Here is a 14,953-nt window from a genome sequence, read left to right on the forward strand (position 1 = left end):
AATGATGCAAAGATATTTCTTACAAGAAAACGCTGAGTTAAATCAGCGTTTTTTTATACATAATACGGATGATATACATCATATTAAAAATGTTATGCGCAAAAGTGTCGATCAAGAAATTATATTAACTTTTGAAGATCAAAAGTCGTTAATTTCAAAAATTATTGCTTTTCATGACGATAGCATTGAGTTAGAAACGGTAGAAGACATTACAAGACAAACGGAACTACCAGTTGATATAACGATTGCGAGTGGGCTTATTAAAGGCGATAAATATGAATGGTTGCTTCAAAAAGCAACTGAAATGGGTGCCCATCATTTTATTGCTGTCCAATCTGAAAGATCTATTGTTAAATTAGACGAGAAAAAAATATCTAAAAAATTAGATAGATGGCAAAAAATTGTTAAAGAAGCTAGTGAACAAAGTATGAGACTTACAATACCAAGTATAAAGTATAAGTCGAATTTTAAATCAATTTATGATAATATGAATGAATATGATTATGTAATAATAGCTTATGAAGAAGAAGCTAAAAGTGGGGGAACAAGCAAATTTCATCAAATTGGTTCTAACCTTAAACATGGACAAAAGGTTTTAATGATATTTGGACCAGAAGGTGGATTAACTGAAAATGAAGTTAATCTTTATGATGATGCTATTAAGGTGAGTTTAGGACCTAGAATATTAAGAGCTGAAACCGCTCCATTGTATGCTTTAGCTGCTTTAAGCTATCAATTAGAATTAATGAGGTGAATAAAATTGGCTACAGTAGCGTTCCATACGTTAGGTTGTAAAGTAAACCATTATGAAACTGAAGCAATTTGGCAATTATTTAAGGAAAATGATTACGAAAGAGTAGATTTTGAAACGAACGCTGACGTCTTTATCATTAATACTTGTACAGTAACAAATACAGGTGACAAGAAGAGTAGACAAGTGATTAGAAGAGCAATACGTAAAAATCCAGATGCAGTTGTTTGTGTAACGGGTTGTTACGCTCAAACATCTCCTGCAGAAATTATGGCAATTCCGGGCGTTGATATTGTTGTAGGTACTCAAGATAGACATAAACTTATTTCTTATATTGAGGACTATAAACAAAGTAGACAACCTATTAATGGTGTAGGTAATATTATGAAAAATAGAAAGTATGAAGAATTAGAAGTTCCATACTTTACTGACAGAACACGTGCATCATTAAAAATTCAAGAAGGCTGTAATAATTTCTGTACTTTCTGTATCATTCCTTGGGCAAGAGGGTTAATGAGATCAAGAGATCCTGAACAAGTTGTAAGCCAAGCAACGACACTTGTAAATTCAGGATATAAAGAAATTGTTTTAACAGGTATTCATACAGGTGGATATGGTGAAGATTTAAAAGATTATAACTTGGCGCAATTATTAAGAGATTTAGAACAAGTTGAAAATCTTGAAAGAATTCGTATTTCATCTATAGAAGCAAGCCAGCTTACAGATGAAGTTATTGATGTTATTGATAAATCAACTAAAGTTGTGAGACATCTTCATATACCATTACAATCAGGTTCTGATACTGTATTGAAACGCATGAGAAGAAAATATACGATGGCACACTTCTCAGAAAGATTACAAAAATTGCATAAAGCTTTACCAGGTTTAGCAGTTACAAGTGACGTAATTGTTGGATTCCCTGGTGAAACTGAAGAAGAATTCCAAGAAACATATGACTTCATTGTTAAACATCAATTTTCTGAATTACACGTGTTCCCTTATTCTATGAGAACAGGAACACCAGCAGCTAGAATGACAGATCAAATTGATGAAGAAGTAAAAAATGAACGCGTACATCGTTTAATTGAATTATCAAATCAATTAGCTAAAGATTATGCTTCTAAATTTGATCAAACTGTATTAGAAGTGATTCCTGAAGAAAAAGGTTCTACAGATGGTAAACTTGTTGGATATGCAGATAATTACATGAAGATTGAATTTGAAGGCGATGAATCATTAATTGGAGAGTTAGTGAAAGTGAAAGTTGTCACACCAGGTTATCCTATCAATAAAGGTAAACTTGTAAAAGTTGTAGATCATGCAACAAATAAAGACGAAAGATTAGTTGCATATTAATATTCATAACAAATGATTATTGACTTAAAAAATGACTTATTTTATAATGTTTAAGTACATAGTAATATATACTATGTAAATGACATATAAAGCTTTGTTGATATTTGGAGGGAGGGAAATACAGATGTCTAAAACAGTAGTTCGTAAAAACGAATCAATCGAAGATGCATTACGTCGCTTCAAACGTACAGTTTCAAAAAGCGGTACGATTCAAGAAGTGCGTAAACGTGAGTTCTATGAAAAACCAAGCGTTAAGCGTAAGAAGAAATCAGAAGCAGCACGTAAACGTAAATTTAAATAATTAATTTTTTATTGAACTCCCTCAATGAATATTAATTAATTATAATGAACAATATTTAACGTTGAACGTCATAAAGAACACATAAACGATATCGTTTATGTGTTCTTTTATTTATTTGAAAAACATTTAAGTTTATAAATTTAGAATATTATGTGTATACGTTTTAGTTCACGCCTATTTTATTGTATAATAAATATGAGGGGTGAGATTATTGACATCAGGGTATGAATACATATTTGCTTATTTTCAGAACAACTTGAATTTAGGTATTGTTTCAAGTCAAAGCATGTCGTCTATTGGTGAGTTTATTACGACCCCATTAGTCACATTGATACTGACTTGTATTATTTTTCTAGGTGCACTATATCAATTATATTCAGAACGTATTAATTTTGCGGGAATTTTAAGCTTTATTTGTACACTTATCTTTTTCATTGGCTACGTTATAATTGATGAAATTAGTTTGATTTCTGTTTTACTTTTTGGGATTGGTGCATTATTAGTAATAATTGAATTATTTGTTATAGGAGCAGTACTAGGTATCCTTGGTTTTATTGCCATTATTGGTAGTTTTGTATTAGTTGGAGAAAATATCTTAACTATGGGTATGATTATTGCTGTAGCATTAATTCTAACAACGATAGAGTGGGTGATATTAGTGAAAGGATTTAATCGTAAAATACCATTCTTTGATAAAGTCATTCTTAGAGACTCTACGAATAAAGAATCTGGCTATACATCTCATGATGATAGAAGTCATTTGATTGGCAAACTATGTACAACATACACAGCGTTGAGACCCTCAGGAATTATACTTGTTGATGACGAAAGAATAGATGCTGTTTCAGATGGTAGTTTTATTCAGAAGGATAAGCAAGTCAAAATTGTACAGGTTGAAGGTACAAGAGTTGTCGTAAGAGAAATTTAATTTAGACAAGGAGAGAAATGCATATGTTATCAGGTTTAATTGCTTTTGTAATTATTGCTGTAATATTAATCGTACTACTTATGATTTTATTCTCATTTGTACCAGTAGGATTATGGATTTCAGCTATTGCTGCAGGCGTAAAAGTAGGTATTGGTACTTTAGTTGGTATGCGTTTAAGACGTGTATCACCTAGACGTGTTATTAACCCATTAATTAAAGCTCATAAAGCTGGTTTAGCATTAACAACGAACCAGTTAGAATCTCATTATCTTGCAGGAGGTAATGTTGATAGAGTAGTTGATGCAATTATTGCGGCTCAAAGAGCAGAAATCAACTTAGTATTTGAAAGAGGGGCAGCGATTGATTTAGCTGGTCGTGACGTTTTAGAAGCAGTTCAAATGTCCGTTAACCCTAAAGTAATTGAAACACCATTTATCTCAGGTGTTGCGATGAATGGTATCGAAGTAAAAGCGAAAGCTAGAATTACAGTTAGAGCAAACATTGATCGATTAGTCGGTGGTGCTGGTGAAGACACAATCATCGCACGTGTTGGTGAAGGTATTGTATCAACTATTGGTTCAAGTCAACATCACACTAAAGTACTTGAGAATCCAGATAGTATTTCACAAACAGTATTAAGTAAAGGTTTAGATTCAGGTACAGCATTTGAAATCCTATCAATCGACATTGCTGATGTAGATATCGGTAAAAACATTGGTGCAGACTTACAAACTGAACAAGCACTTGCTGATAAAAATATTGCACAAGCTAAAGCCGAAGAACGTCGTGCTATGGCCGTTGCTACTGAGCAAGAAATGAAAGCAAGAGTACAAGAAATGCGTTCTAAAGTTGTTGAATCAGAAGCAGAAGTACCACTTGCAATGGCAGAAGCACTTAAATCAGGCAATTTAGGTGTTAAAGACTACTATAATTTAAAAAATATAGAAGCTGACACTGGCATGAGAGAAGCAATCAATAAGAGTACAAAGCCACAAGATTCTAATTCACCGAACCAATAAGAGAGGTGATTTAAAATGGAAATAGGCATTATCATCTTTGTTATTTGGGTTATTTTTAGTGTCGTGAGCGGTATAATCGAAGGCGCTTCTAAAAATAAAAATAAGCGACCTCAAACAAGACAAAGATCGAATCCAGTAAATAGACAAGCTGAAGAAAAGAAGAAATCTGCTGAGCAAGAATTACAAGACTTAGTTAATAAGTATGAATCTTATAAGCAGAAAGCAGAAACGAGTTCAACTGAACGAATGTCTGGCCATTATAAAAACTTAGCTGATCAACTTGCAAATCATCTTAAACAATATAATATAGATGTTGAAAAACCTGTTGTTCAAACTCATAAAGTAGAACAACAACCGGAGCAAATTTCAAGTGAGCATGAGAATGCTTATATCAATCAGAGAAAAGAACAAATTCATAAAAATAGACCTAAAAAACAACAAGAAGCAATCAAACAGTTATTGGCATACAGCCAAGAAGAAAAAAAGTCTTTAATGAATGTACAGCGTGAAAGTATAGATGATGTTGAAAAGGAAGCAGAGCAAATTATCAACAACACGCAACTTTCAGAAAGAACAAGAAGAGCGATGGTTAAACAACTCTATTTAAACAGTAAACATAAGTTTAATGATGAAGCAATCAATGTTGATGAAAACCAAGTCGTAAATGGTATCATTTGGTCAGAAATTTTAAAAAGACCGAATGAATTAAAATAACGAATATAAACAGGCTGGGACATAATGTAATGTCTCAGCTTGTTTTAGTATCTTGGCAGTAGATGACTGAATTGAAAATTCGCTTGTACCAAGCTTTTTTCAATACTAGTCATCTTTGCTGGGGCGGAACTACGAAATCTTTTTATACAAATTAGATTTCTGTTCCGCTCCCTTTTTATATTCACAAAAATACTATTTAGACTTACAATAAAGGTAGGATTCAAGAGGGTGTGATAAAAATGGTATTTAAGAAAAAGCAGAGTATATTATCTATTATCATTTCGATTTTATTATTATTCATTGCTTTGATACCGCTTTTTATTAGTAATAAGTATTTAATAGTCATTACTTTTATTCTCGTTTTTCTTATAATTTTAAACATTCTTTTTGAGAGATACACAATAAAAGAGCATTTTTTATCCATAAGAAGAGGATTATTCAAAAATCGTTACAATATCTATGATATCGATCAAATTAATATGACTAAATCCATAGAAGGCAACAGTATGTTAGAAATTGTTTCAAAAGGTGAATTGGTCGAAAAAGTGAGTCCAATTGAAGAACGTGAGTTTATTATTACATTAATACGCATTAATCCTAAAATTAAATTAAATAATAGCAATAGACTACATGAATATGAAAAAGTTAGAAATCTCATTATTGCACGTGAAAAACTAAATAATATACAAAATAAAGTGCATAAGATTGCACGTTACAATAAGGTTTGGTACATTTAAAGTGTCAACAATTCAACTTATAAAGGAGATATTTAATGCCTACATTAATTCAAATCGAGAATATGGATCAAGCTCAAGCTCTATTGGGTAATGGAGATGAGCATATAAAGTATATTGAAAATGAACTCGAGGTGGATATTTTAACACGTGGACAAGAAATTGCTGTCCGTGGTAAACGTATAGAAAATGTTGAAAAAGCTGAAAAAGTATTATTGAACTTACTAAAAGTAATCGAGAGTGGTGCGAGTATAACTATTAATGATGTACAAGCAGCGGTTAAAATGGCTGATAAAGGAACAATCGATCAACTGATTAATTTATATGATGAAGAAATTACTAAAGATAGTAATGGTAAAATAATAAGAGCTAAAACAATGGGTCAAAGAGTATATATCAATAATATAAAGAACAATGACTTAGTATTCGGCATAGGTCCAGCAGGTACAGGGAAGACTTTCTTAGCAGTTGTAATGGCTGCAAGAGCATTGCGTCTAGGACAAGTAAAACGTATCGTATTAACGCGTCCTGCAGTAGAAGCGGGTGAATCATTAGGTTTCTTACCAGGTGATTTAAAAGAAAAAGTAGACCCTTATTTAAGACCTTTATATGATGGGCTTCATACAGTGTTAGGAACTGAGCAAACATCACGCTTAATTGAAAGAGGTACGATTGAAATCGCACCACTTGCTTATATGAGAGGTCGAACATTAGATGATGCGTTTGTAATCCTTGATGAAGCACAAAATACGACACACCCACAGATGAAGATGTTCTTAACAAGATTAGGTTTCGGTTCAAAAATGGTAGTAACAGGTGACCGTACACAAATCGATTTACCTAAAGGTGTTAAAAGTGGATTAATTGAAGCTGATCAACGATTAAGTGGTGTAAAAGGGATAGCAATGACTTACTTAGAACAAACAGACGTTGTGAGACACCCATTAGTAGGTAAAATAATAAACGCATACGAAGAGGAGAAATAATATGCTAACAATGGATTTTATTGATGAGCAACAAGTAATTGATGAAGATACAAAAAATCAAATTGAATCATTGCTCACTTTTGCTGCTAAAAAGGAAAATATTACTGAAGAAGCAGAACTTTCAATTTCATTTGTCGATGAAGAAGAGATTCAAGCTATTAATCGTGATTATCGCGATAAAGATAAAGTAACAGATGTTATTTCATTTTCATTAGAAGAAGATGAGCCTGAAATAGAAGGCTTAGATATGCCTAGAGTATTAGGTGATATTATCATCTGTCTTGAAGTTGCTAAAGAGCAAGCTGAGTCTTATAATCATAGTTTGAGTAGAGAATTAGGATTTTTAGCATTACATGGATTTTTACATTTACTAGGTTATGATCATATGACTGAAGAAGATGAAAAAGAAATGTTTTCTCGACAAGATGAAATATTAAATGAATTTGGATTAACACGTGAATAAATTTGTAAATCGCTTTAAATTTCCTTTAGCAGGTTTAGTGACCATTCTCAAAAAAGATAAAAACTTTTTATTACATCTTATATTCGCTGTACTTGTATTGATTGTTAGTTTAATATTAAATCTCAATACATTTGAATGGTTATGGATTTTATTTGCAATATTTAGTGTACTCATTGTAGAGGTTCTCAATACTTCTATAGAGTATGTAGTAGATATGTTTACGGATGAATATAACTTACTTGCTAAACATGCTAAAGATACAGCCGCTTTAGCCGTTTTATTAACATCAATAATGGCTGCAATAATCGGGATAGTGATATTATTACCAAAAATAATATAAACATATAGGGGGAAATGGTATGGAATTCAAACAAGAGTGGTATGAAGGCGCAAGAGAAGCACAAAAGAGAGCATATACTCCATATTCTAAATTTAACGTAGGTGCATATTTAGTTACGAAAGATGGTAAAGCTTATTATGGTGCTAACATTGAAAATGCAGCTTACCCATCAACAATTTGTGCTGAGAGGTCTGCACTCGTTGCAGCAATGTCAGATGGGTATAGACCGGGAGACTTCAAATGTATTACAGTTACAGTAGATGCTGATAAACCATCATCTCCATGTGGAACATGCAGACAAGTGTTAAAAGAGTTATGTGATGATGACATGCCAGTATTTTTAACACATCAAACAAATGAAAGAATTGAAACTACAGTTAATGAATTATTACCTTTAGGTTTCTCAGGAAAGGATCTAGAATAAATGAATGAATTTAAATCAGGGTTTATATCTATTATAGGTAGACCTAATGTAGGTAAATCTACTTTTATGAATAAAGTTATTGGTCATAAAGTAGCGATAATGTCTGATAAAGCACAAACGACTCGAAATAAAGTACAGGGTGTATTAACAACTGATGATGCTCAAATGATATTTATTGATACACCAGGTATTCATAAACCTAAACATGCTTTAGGTGACTACATGATGAAAATCGCTAAAAATACTTTGAAAGAAGTAGATTTAATCATGTTTATGGTTAATGTTGATGAAAGTATCGGTAAAGGCGATGAATACATTATCGACTTGTTGAAACAAACGAAAACACCAGTATTTTTAGTATTAAATAAAATAGATTTAATTCACCCTGATCAACTATTAGTTGAAATTGAAAAGTATCAAAAAACAATGGATTTTGCAGAAATTATTCCAATTTCAGCATTAGAAGGATTAAATATTGAAACACTACTAGAACAATTTAAAAAGTATCTCGAAGAAGGTCCAATGTATTATCCTAAAGATCAAATTTCTGATCATCCAGAACAATTTGTTGTAGCTGAGTTGATAAGAGAAAAAGCATTACACCTTACGAATCAAGAAATACCACATGCTATCGGTGTGAACGTCGATAAAATGACAAAAGCAGAAGGTGAGAAAGTCCAAGTAGAAGCAACAATTTATGTTGAAAGAGACTCTCAAAAAGGTATTGTCATTGGTAAAGGCGGTAAAATGCTTAAAGAAATAGGTAAACGTGCAAGAAGAGATATTGAAATGCTACTTGGCTCAAAAGTATATTTGGATTTATGGGTTAAAGTACAAAAAGATTGGCGTAATAAACCTAATTTCATTAAACAAATTGGTTATAGAGAAGACGAGTATTAAGTAGAATGGAGGCGATGATATAATGCTTTATAAACAAGAAGGATTTGTCATTCGCTCTGTAGATTATGGTGAAAACAATAAAATCATCACTATATTAAATGAACACGGTCATAAAGTTCCATTAATGGCGCGTGGTGCTAAAAAAACAAGTCATCCACTACAAGGTGCTACTCAGCCCTTTGTACATGGCTTGTTTATTTTTTCGAAGTTTAAAGGAATGGGCACATTATCATCAGCTGATATTATTAACAGTCATAGAACGATGCAATCCGATATTTTTAAAAGTGCATATGGTGCATATTGTATAGAAGTCGTAGATAAGGCGTTAGAAGCGGAAGAACATGATGTATTCTTTTATGAATTATTGTTAGGTGTATTCCAAGCAGTAGAAAGAGGAGTTGACGCAGATACGATGAGCATGATAGTCGCGTTGAAATGTATGCCTAAATATGGATATGAACCAACTTTCAATGCGTGCGTCATAACAGGAGATATGGATCAACAGCAATTAAATGCATATAGTTTCAAATATAATGGACCACTTAGCAATCAAGCATTAATACATGATGAACATGCATATCGAATATCTAATAGAGCATTATATTTTATGAATCTCATGTATCAATTGCCGATTAAACATTTAAATAGCTTTAAAATAAGCGAACAAGTCAAAAAAGAAATACAAACTTTAATTGATAACATGTATGACGAATACGTTGGTGTTGTATTTAGAACCAAAAAATTACTCAATCAACTTGAAAACTTAAAAATGTAAAGACTTCAATAGTTTGTATTAAAAAGGTAAGCTACTTTACAAAAGTAGGCGAAAGTGTAAATAAGGGTGCCCATAGTAACAAAAGTCGTAGGAATTGTAACTATGGGTGCCTATAGTAACAAAAGTCATACGAATTGTAACCAAGGGTGCCTATAGTAACAAAAGTCATACGAATTGTAACTAAGAGTGCCTATAATTACAAAACTCATAAGAAGTGTTAATAAGAACAGGCATTAATGTCATTTCTTTATATTTTCCCAACAACTTAACCATAAAAAAACAGAGCAAAACTTAATTAATAAGTTTTTGCTCTGTTTTTTGTTTAGTATTAGAATCTAATTTTTTCAGCTAAGAAGTTTTCAACTTCATCAATTGGCATACGTACTTGTTCCATTGTGTCTCTGTCACGTACTGTAACTTGGTTGTCTTCTAATGAATCGAAGTCAAATGTGATACAGTATGGTGTACCAATTTCATCTTGTCTACGGTAACGTTTACCGATTGATTGTGACTCATCAAAATCGATTGCAAATCTTTCACTTAATTTTTCATATACTTTAATAGCATCTGGTGAAAGTTTTTTGCTTAAGGGTAAGATTGCTGCTTTATATGGTGCTAAAGCAGGGTGGAAATGCAACACTGTACGTTGATCTTTCTCGCCTTCATTTTCTTCTTCGTATGCGTCACATAAGAATGCTAATGTTACACGGTCAGCACCTAATGATGGTTCGATACAGTAAGGAATGAATTTTTCATTTGTTTCTTGATCGTGATATTTGAAGTCTTCACCACTGAATTCACTATGTTGTTTTAAATCATAATCTGTTCTTGAAGCGATACCCCAAAGTTCTCCCCAACCAAATGGGAATTTGTATTCGATATCAGTTGTTGCATTTGAGTAGTGACTTAATTCGTCTTCGTCATGGTCACGTAATTTTGTATTTTCTTCTTTAATACCTAAATCTTTTAACCATTTTGCAGCAAAGTCTTTCCAGTAATTTTGCCATTCAATTTCAGTACCAGGTTTACAGAAGAATTCAAGTTCCATTTGTTCGAATTCTCTCGTTCTGAAGATAAAGTTACCAGGTGTAATTTCGTTTCTGAATGATTTACCAACTTGCGCAATACCGAATGGTAATTTTTTACGCATTGAACGCTGAACGTTTTTATAGTTTACGAAAATACCTTGCGCAGTTTCAGGACGTAAGAAAATTTCGTTTGTAGAAGATTCGGTAACACCTTGGAATGTTTTGAACATTAAGTTGAATTGACGAATGTCTGTCCAGTTTGCTGTACCACTTTCAGGACAAGTGATGCCTTTATCATCAATTAATTGTTTCATTTCATCAAAGCTCATACCGTCAGCAATAAAGTTCTCATCACCTTCAACATTATGCATGTAATCTTCAATTAATTTATCTGCTCTGTAACGAATTTTAGAATCTTTGTTGTCTATCATTGGATCGTTAAAGTTTGATAAGTGACCTGAAGCTTCCCAAGTTCTTGGGTTCATTAAAATAGCTGCATCTAATCCAACGTTGTATGGAGATTGTTGAACAAACTTTTGCCACCATGCTTTTTTAATGTTATTTTTTAATTCAACACCAAGTGGACCATAGTCCCAAGTGTTTGCTAAACCACCATAAATTTCACTACCAGGGAATACAAACCCTCTATGTTTTGCTAATGTTACTACCTTATCCATATCTTTTGCCATAAAAATTCACTCCTTAATTAAATTAAAAAAGCCCCAAGACATCATCAAATAATGCCTTGGGACGAGTATATTACCCGCGGTTCCACCCAAATTAGTGTAGCCACTCACTTTTTATAAAATTTTGTAAGCCAAAACTTTAATGTTAAGCTTTCACCATCCTTAACTCGCTTTTATTTCAAAGTTATTTAAAATATAGCACGGTATGAGAGAGTTATCAAGTGAAAACAGATATTCAAATTGAGCAATATTTGCGTTACATGTTATAATTAATCTATCTGAATTGTGTTCGAAGGGGTGAGAGCAATCGAATTAAATCAAAGACAAGAACAAATTGTACAAATTGTTAAGAACAATGGACCCATTACAGGAGAAAAAATAGCTGAACGGCTAAATTTAACAAGAGCAACTTTAAGACCAGATTTAGCAATTTTAACAATGGCAGGTTATCTAGATGCAAGACCTAGAGTAGGATATTTTTATACAGGGAAATCAAGTACACAATTGTTAAGTGATTCAATTAAAAAAATGACCGTAAAAGAATCGATGGCGATACCAGTCGTAATAGAAGAAAGTATTTCTGTATATGAAGCAATATGTAAGATGTTTTTAGAAGATGTCGGCACATTATTTGTCATCAATAAAGAAGGCAATTTAATCGGCGTTTGTTCGAGAAAAGATTTACTAAGAGCAGCAATAGGTGGTCAAAATTTAAAAGATACACCGGTTAGTATTAATATGAGCAGAATGCCAAACATAACAGTATGTTTAGAAGATGATTTATTGATTTATGCAGCTAAATTATTAATTGATAAACAAATAGATGCGATACCTGTTGTCAAAAAACTTAAAGGCGACAAAATGAAAGTTAAAGGCAGAATTACAAAAACAACGATCACAAGAGCATTTGTTTCACTTATTGAAGATGAGTAGGAGGAATTAGTTAAATGGAAGAGATAAGAATAATTATAGCATCCGATTCAGTAGGAGAAACGGCAGAGCTTGTTACGAAAGCATGTACGTCTCAATATAAGACAGAAGGAAATGCTTTAGATATTGTAAGATTACCGTATATAGAGAATGAGAGTAATATTAATGAAGTAGTATCATTAGCATTAGAACAAAAATCTATAGTCGTTTATACATTGGTGAAACCTGAAATGCGATTATACTTAAAAGAAAAATTAGAAGAAAATAATATAAAAAATGTAGACATTATGGGTCCATTGATGAGTATTTTAAGCAATGAACTTAATGAAGCCCCACTTAATGAGCCAGGCAATATTCATAAATTAGATGAAGATTATTTCAAGAAAATTGAAGCAATCGAATTTGCGGTTAAATATGATGATGGTAGAGATCCACGCGGATTACCAAAAGCTGATATCATTCTTATAGGTGTATCTAGAACTTCAAAAACGCCATTGTCACAATACTTGGCACATAAACGTTATAAAGTAATGAATGTACCATTAGTGCCTGAAGTTGCACCGCCGGAAGGATTATTTGAAATTGATCCAAAGAAATGTATCGCTTTAAAAATTAATCAAAAAAACCTTAATGCGATTAGAAGAGCAAGATTAATTCAATTAGGTTTAAGTGATGATGCTAATTATGCTAAAGATGATAGAATCGAAGAAGAATTAAGATACTTCGAGGAAATTGTTGAAAAAATTGGTTGTCCTGTACTAGATGTTTCTGACAAGGCAATAGAAGAAACAGCAAATGACATTATTAAAATCATTACACAACAAAACCGTTAAAGGGTGACAGGATGCGTATAGAACAAGAACTCATTAATGAAATACGTGAGAAGAATGACATATTAGATGTTGTAAGTGAATATGTGAAACTTGAAAAAAGAGGACGTAATTATATTGGATTATGTCCTTTCCATGATGAAAAGACACCTTCTTTTTCAGTATCAGAAGATAAACAAATTTGTCATTGCTTTGGCTGTAAAAAAGGTGGCAATGTTTTTCAATTTATTCAAGAAATTAAAGGGATATCATTTGTTGATGCAGTGAGAGAACTTGGTGATAAGGTAGATATTCATATAGAACAGCAAGAAACAGCACCAACTGAAGGTATTGTGGATGATCATATAAAAATGATCGAAATGCATGAGTTAATGGCAAATAACTACCATTATATATTGAAGCATACTGAAGAAGGTGAGGCAGCTTTAAACTATTTGAAATCAAGAGGCTTCACGGAAGAATTGATTAATGATAGGAAAATTGGATATGCACCAAATCATTCGAAATTCACGCATGACTTTTTAGAGAAAAATGGTTATGATGCTGTACTTGCATATGAAGCAGGCTTGTTAAGCCGAAATGATGAAACTTTTGATTACTTCGATCGATTCAGAGATAGAATCATCTTTCCTTTGTTGAATTTCCAAGGTAAGGCAGTTGGTTTTTCTGGTAGAACATATACGGACCAATCGCCTAAATATTTAAACAGTCCAGAAACGCCAATATTCCAAAAAAGAAAAATGTTATACAACATTGATCGAGCAAGGAAATTTATAAGACAAAATGATGAAGTCATTCTGTTAGAAGGATTTATGGATGTTATCAAATCATTTGAAGCGGATATTAAACAAGTTGTGGCAACGATGGGTACAGCATTATCTAGAGAACACGTTACAATGGTCAAAAAACTGGCATCTAATGTAACTTTACTGTATGATGGAGATTTCGCAGGTAAAGAAGCTGCCATAAATGTTGGTAAAGACTTATTAAATGAAGGATTAAATGTCTTTGTTGTCAATTTACCAAAAACGATGGACCCTGATGATTATATTACAGAATACGGAAGTGATGCTTTCAAATCATTCGTTGAAGGGCAAAAACAATCATATGTTACATTTAAAGCGCAACAATTATATTATGCCAACGAAAATAATGATTTAAAACATGAACAACATATTGAAGAGTTGATTCATGACATCAATCTGATTCAATCGGAATTTTTAAGAAAAAAAGTATTGCAACAAGTAGCAGATTTGTATAAAGTAGATGTTAACAGTCTAAAAAATCGACTTTCGCCTAATATTGTTCAAAATTATACCGATTATAATAATTTCGTTCCTGAAATGAAGGAAAAAAAACTTGATAAGATCGGTCGAGCAGAGCAAGCGTTGTTAAAACATTTTATGAATCATAAACAGCTATTTTTAGAATATCATTCTAGGATTAATCAAGAAGACTTCACTTCATTGAATAATAGAGTGATTTTTTCACGTTTAAATGGGTATTATAAGAATAACGATGTTTTTAACATAAGTGATTTTTCAAGTTACATTGAAGAACATCAAATCATTGAAACGGTTATGTACCTAGATTCATTGCTAATCAATGATGAACCAGAGACAGAAGAAATCGAAGACTACATTAGGATTATCTGTCCTAACGAACACAAAGAAAATTCCATAGAATATTTGAATCAACAATTGAATAAAGCAATGCAAGCAGGCGATATCGCACTGCAAAGGCAATATTTAGAACAAATTGTACAATATAATCGGAATAGAATGTAAG

General features: G+C 32.3%; 17 protein-coding genes. 16 read left to right on the forward strand and 1 reads right to left on the reverse strand.

What is annotated here, in order from left to right:
* Positions 1-4 precede the first annotated feature (4 nt).
* The 13 genes from LQ675_RS07250 to recO all read left to right on the forward strand — a co-directional run bounded on the left by LQ675_RS07250 (position 5) and on the right by recO (position 9,691).
* The gene (locus LQ675_RS07250) at positions 5-754 is read left to right on the forward strand and encodes a 16S rRNA (uracil(1498)-N(3))-methyltransferase (protein ID WP_048539689.1); all 750 of its coding nucleotides are present in this window, start codon (positions 5-7) and stop codon (positions 752-754) included.
* Positions 755-760: 6 nt separating this feature from the next.
* A complete protein-coding gene (gene mtaB / locus LQ675_RS07255) occupies positions 761-2,107 on the forward strand; it encodes a tRNA (N(6)-L-threonylcarbamoyladenosine(37)-C(2))-methylthiotransferase MtaB (RefSeq protein ID WP_048539690.1) in 1,347 nt (448 codons plus the stop codon).
* Between the two features lie 124 nt (positions 2,108-2,231).
* Positions 2,232-2,408, forward strand: a complete 177-nt coding sequence (gene rpsU, locus LQ675_RS07260; protein ID WP_016998564.1) for a 30S ribosomal protein S21 — start codon at positions 2,232-2,234, stop codon at positions 2,406-2,408.
* A gap of 211 nt (positions 2,409-2,619) precedes the next feature.
* A complete protein-coding gene (locus tag LQ675_RS07265; protein WP_172965061.1) occupies positions 2,620-3,336 on the forward strand; it encodes an NfeD family protein in 717 nt (238 codons plus the stop codon).
* A gap of 23 nt (positions 3,337-3,359) precedes the next feature.
* Positions 3,360-4,355 carry a flotillin-like protein FloA gene (gene floA / locus LQ675_RS07270; protein WP_025904203.1) on the forward strand — a complete coding sequence of 332 codons (996 nt, stop codon included), beginning with the start codon at positions 3,360-3,362 and terminating at the stop codon, positions 4,353-4,355.
* Between the two features lie 15 nt (positions 4,356-4,370).
* Positions 4,371-5,069 (forward strand): hypothetical protein, encoded by a 699-nt coding sequence (locus LQ675_RS07275; RefSeq protein WP_075577994.1) that lies wholly within the window; start codon positions 4,371-4,373, stop codon positions 5,067-5,069.
* A gap of 239 nt (positions 5,070-5,308) precedes the next feature.
* Positions 5,309-5,806 carry a PH domain-containing protein gene (locus LQ675_RS07280; RefSeq protein ID WP_058592287.1) on the forward strand — a complete coding sequence of 166 codons (498 nt, stop codon included), beginning with the start codon at positions 5,309-5,311 and terminating at the stop codon, positions 5,804-5,806.
* Positions 5,807-5,841: 35 nt separating this feature from the next.
* The gene (locus tag LQ675_RS07285; protein WP_037588335.1) at positions 5,842-6,789 is read left to right on the forward strand and encodes a PhoH family protein; all 948 of its coding nucleotides are present in this window, start codon (positions 5,842-5,844) and stop codon (positions 6,787-6,789) included.
* 1 nt (position 6,790) lies between these two features.
* Positions 6,791-7,252 (forward strand): rRNA maturation RNase YbeY, encoded by a 462-nt coding sequence (gene ybeY / locus LQ675_RS07290; protein ID WP_025904199.1) that lies wholly within the window; start codon positions 6,791-6,793, stop codon positions 7,250-7,252.
* A complete protein-coding gene (locus LQ675_RS07295; RefSeq protein WP_048539693.1) occupies positions 7,245-7,592 on the forward strand; it encodes a diacylglycerol kinase family protein in 348 nt (115 codons plus the stop codon). Before ybeY ends, LQ675_RS07295 begins: the two co-directional genes overlap by 8 nt.
* 19 nt (positions 7,593-7,611) lie before the next feature.
* On the forward strand, positions 7,612-8,016 hold the full coding sequence (gene cdd / locus LQ675_RS07300) for a cytidine deaminase (protein WP_025904197.1): 405 nt from the start codon (positions 7,612-7,614) through the stop codon (positions 8,014-8,016).
* Positions 8,017-8,916, forward strand: a complete 900-nt coding sequence (gene era, locus LQ675_RS07305) for a GTPase Era (protein WP_048539694.1) — start codon at positions 8,017-8,019, stop codon at positions 8,914-8,916.
* A gap of 22 nt (positions 8,917-8,938) precedes the next feature.
* Entirely contained in the window at positions 8,939-9,691 is a 753-nt protein-coding gene (gene recO / locus LQ675_RS07310; protein ID WP_058592290.1) for a DNA repair protein RecO, read from the forward strand.
* 328 nt (positions 9,692-10,019) lie between these two features.
* Here recO and LQ675_RS07315 read toward each other — a convergent pair whose 3' ends face one another.
* Entirely contained in the window at positions 10,020-11,408 is a 1,389-nt protein-coding gene (locus tag LQ675_RS07315; protein ID WP_025904194.1) for a glycine--tRNA ligase, read from the reverse strand.
* A 294-nt stretch (positions 11,409-11,702) separates the two neighbouring features.
* On the opposite strand from LQ675_RS07315, the gene ccpN reads away from it, so the two are divergent.
* The 3 genes from ccpN to dnaG are packed head-to-tail and all read left to right on the forward strand — an operon-like array spanning position 11,703 to position 14,952.
* Positions 11,703-12,338 carry a transcriptional regulator CcpN gene (ccpN, locus tag LQ675_RS07320; protein ID WP_239727319.1) on the forward strand — a complete coding sequence of 212 codons (636 nt, stop codon included), beginning with the start codon at positions 11,703-11,705 and terminating at the stop codon, positions 12,336-12,338.
* Between the two features lie 14 nt (positions 12,339-12,352).
* Positions 12,353-13,168 carry a pyruvate, water dikinase regulatory protein gene (locus tag LQ675_RS07325; protein WP_107602067.1) on the forward strand — a complete coding sequence of 272 codons (816 nt, stop codon included), beginning with the start codon at positions 12,353-12,355 and terminating at the stop codon, positions 13,166-13,168.
* Positions 13,169-13,179: 11 nt separating this feature from the next.
* On the forward strand, positions 13,180-14,952 hold the full coding sequence (gene dnaG, locus LQ675_RS07330; protein WP_075577993.1) for a DNA primase: 1,773 nt from the start codon (positions 13,180-13,182) through the stop codon (positions 14,950-14,952).
* The last annotated feature ends 1 nt before the right edge of the window (position 14,953 follow it).

This window comes from Mammaliicoccus sp. D-M19, assembly GCF_022386695.1.
Lineage (GTDB): Bacteria > Bacillota > Bacilli > Staphylococcales > Staphylococcaceae > Mammaliicoccus > Mammaliicoccus sciuri.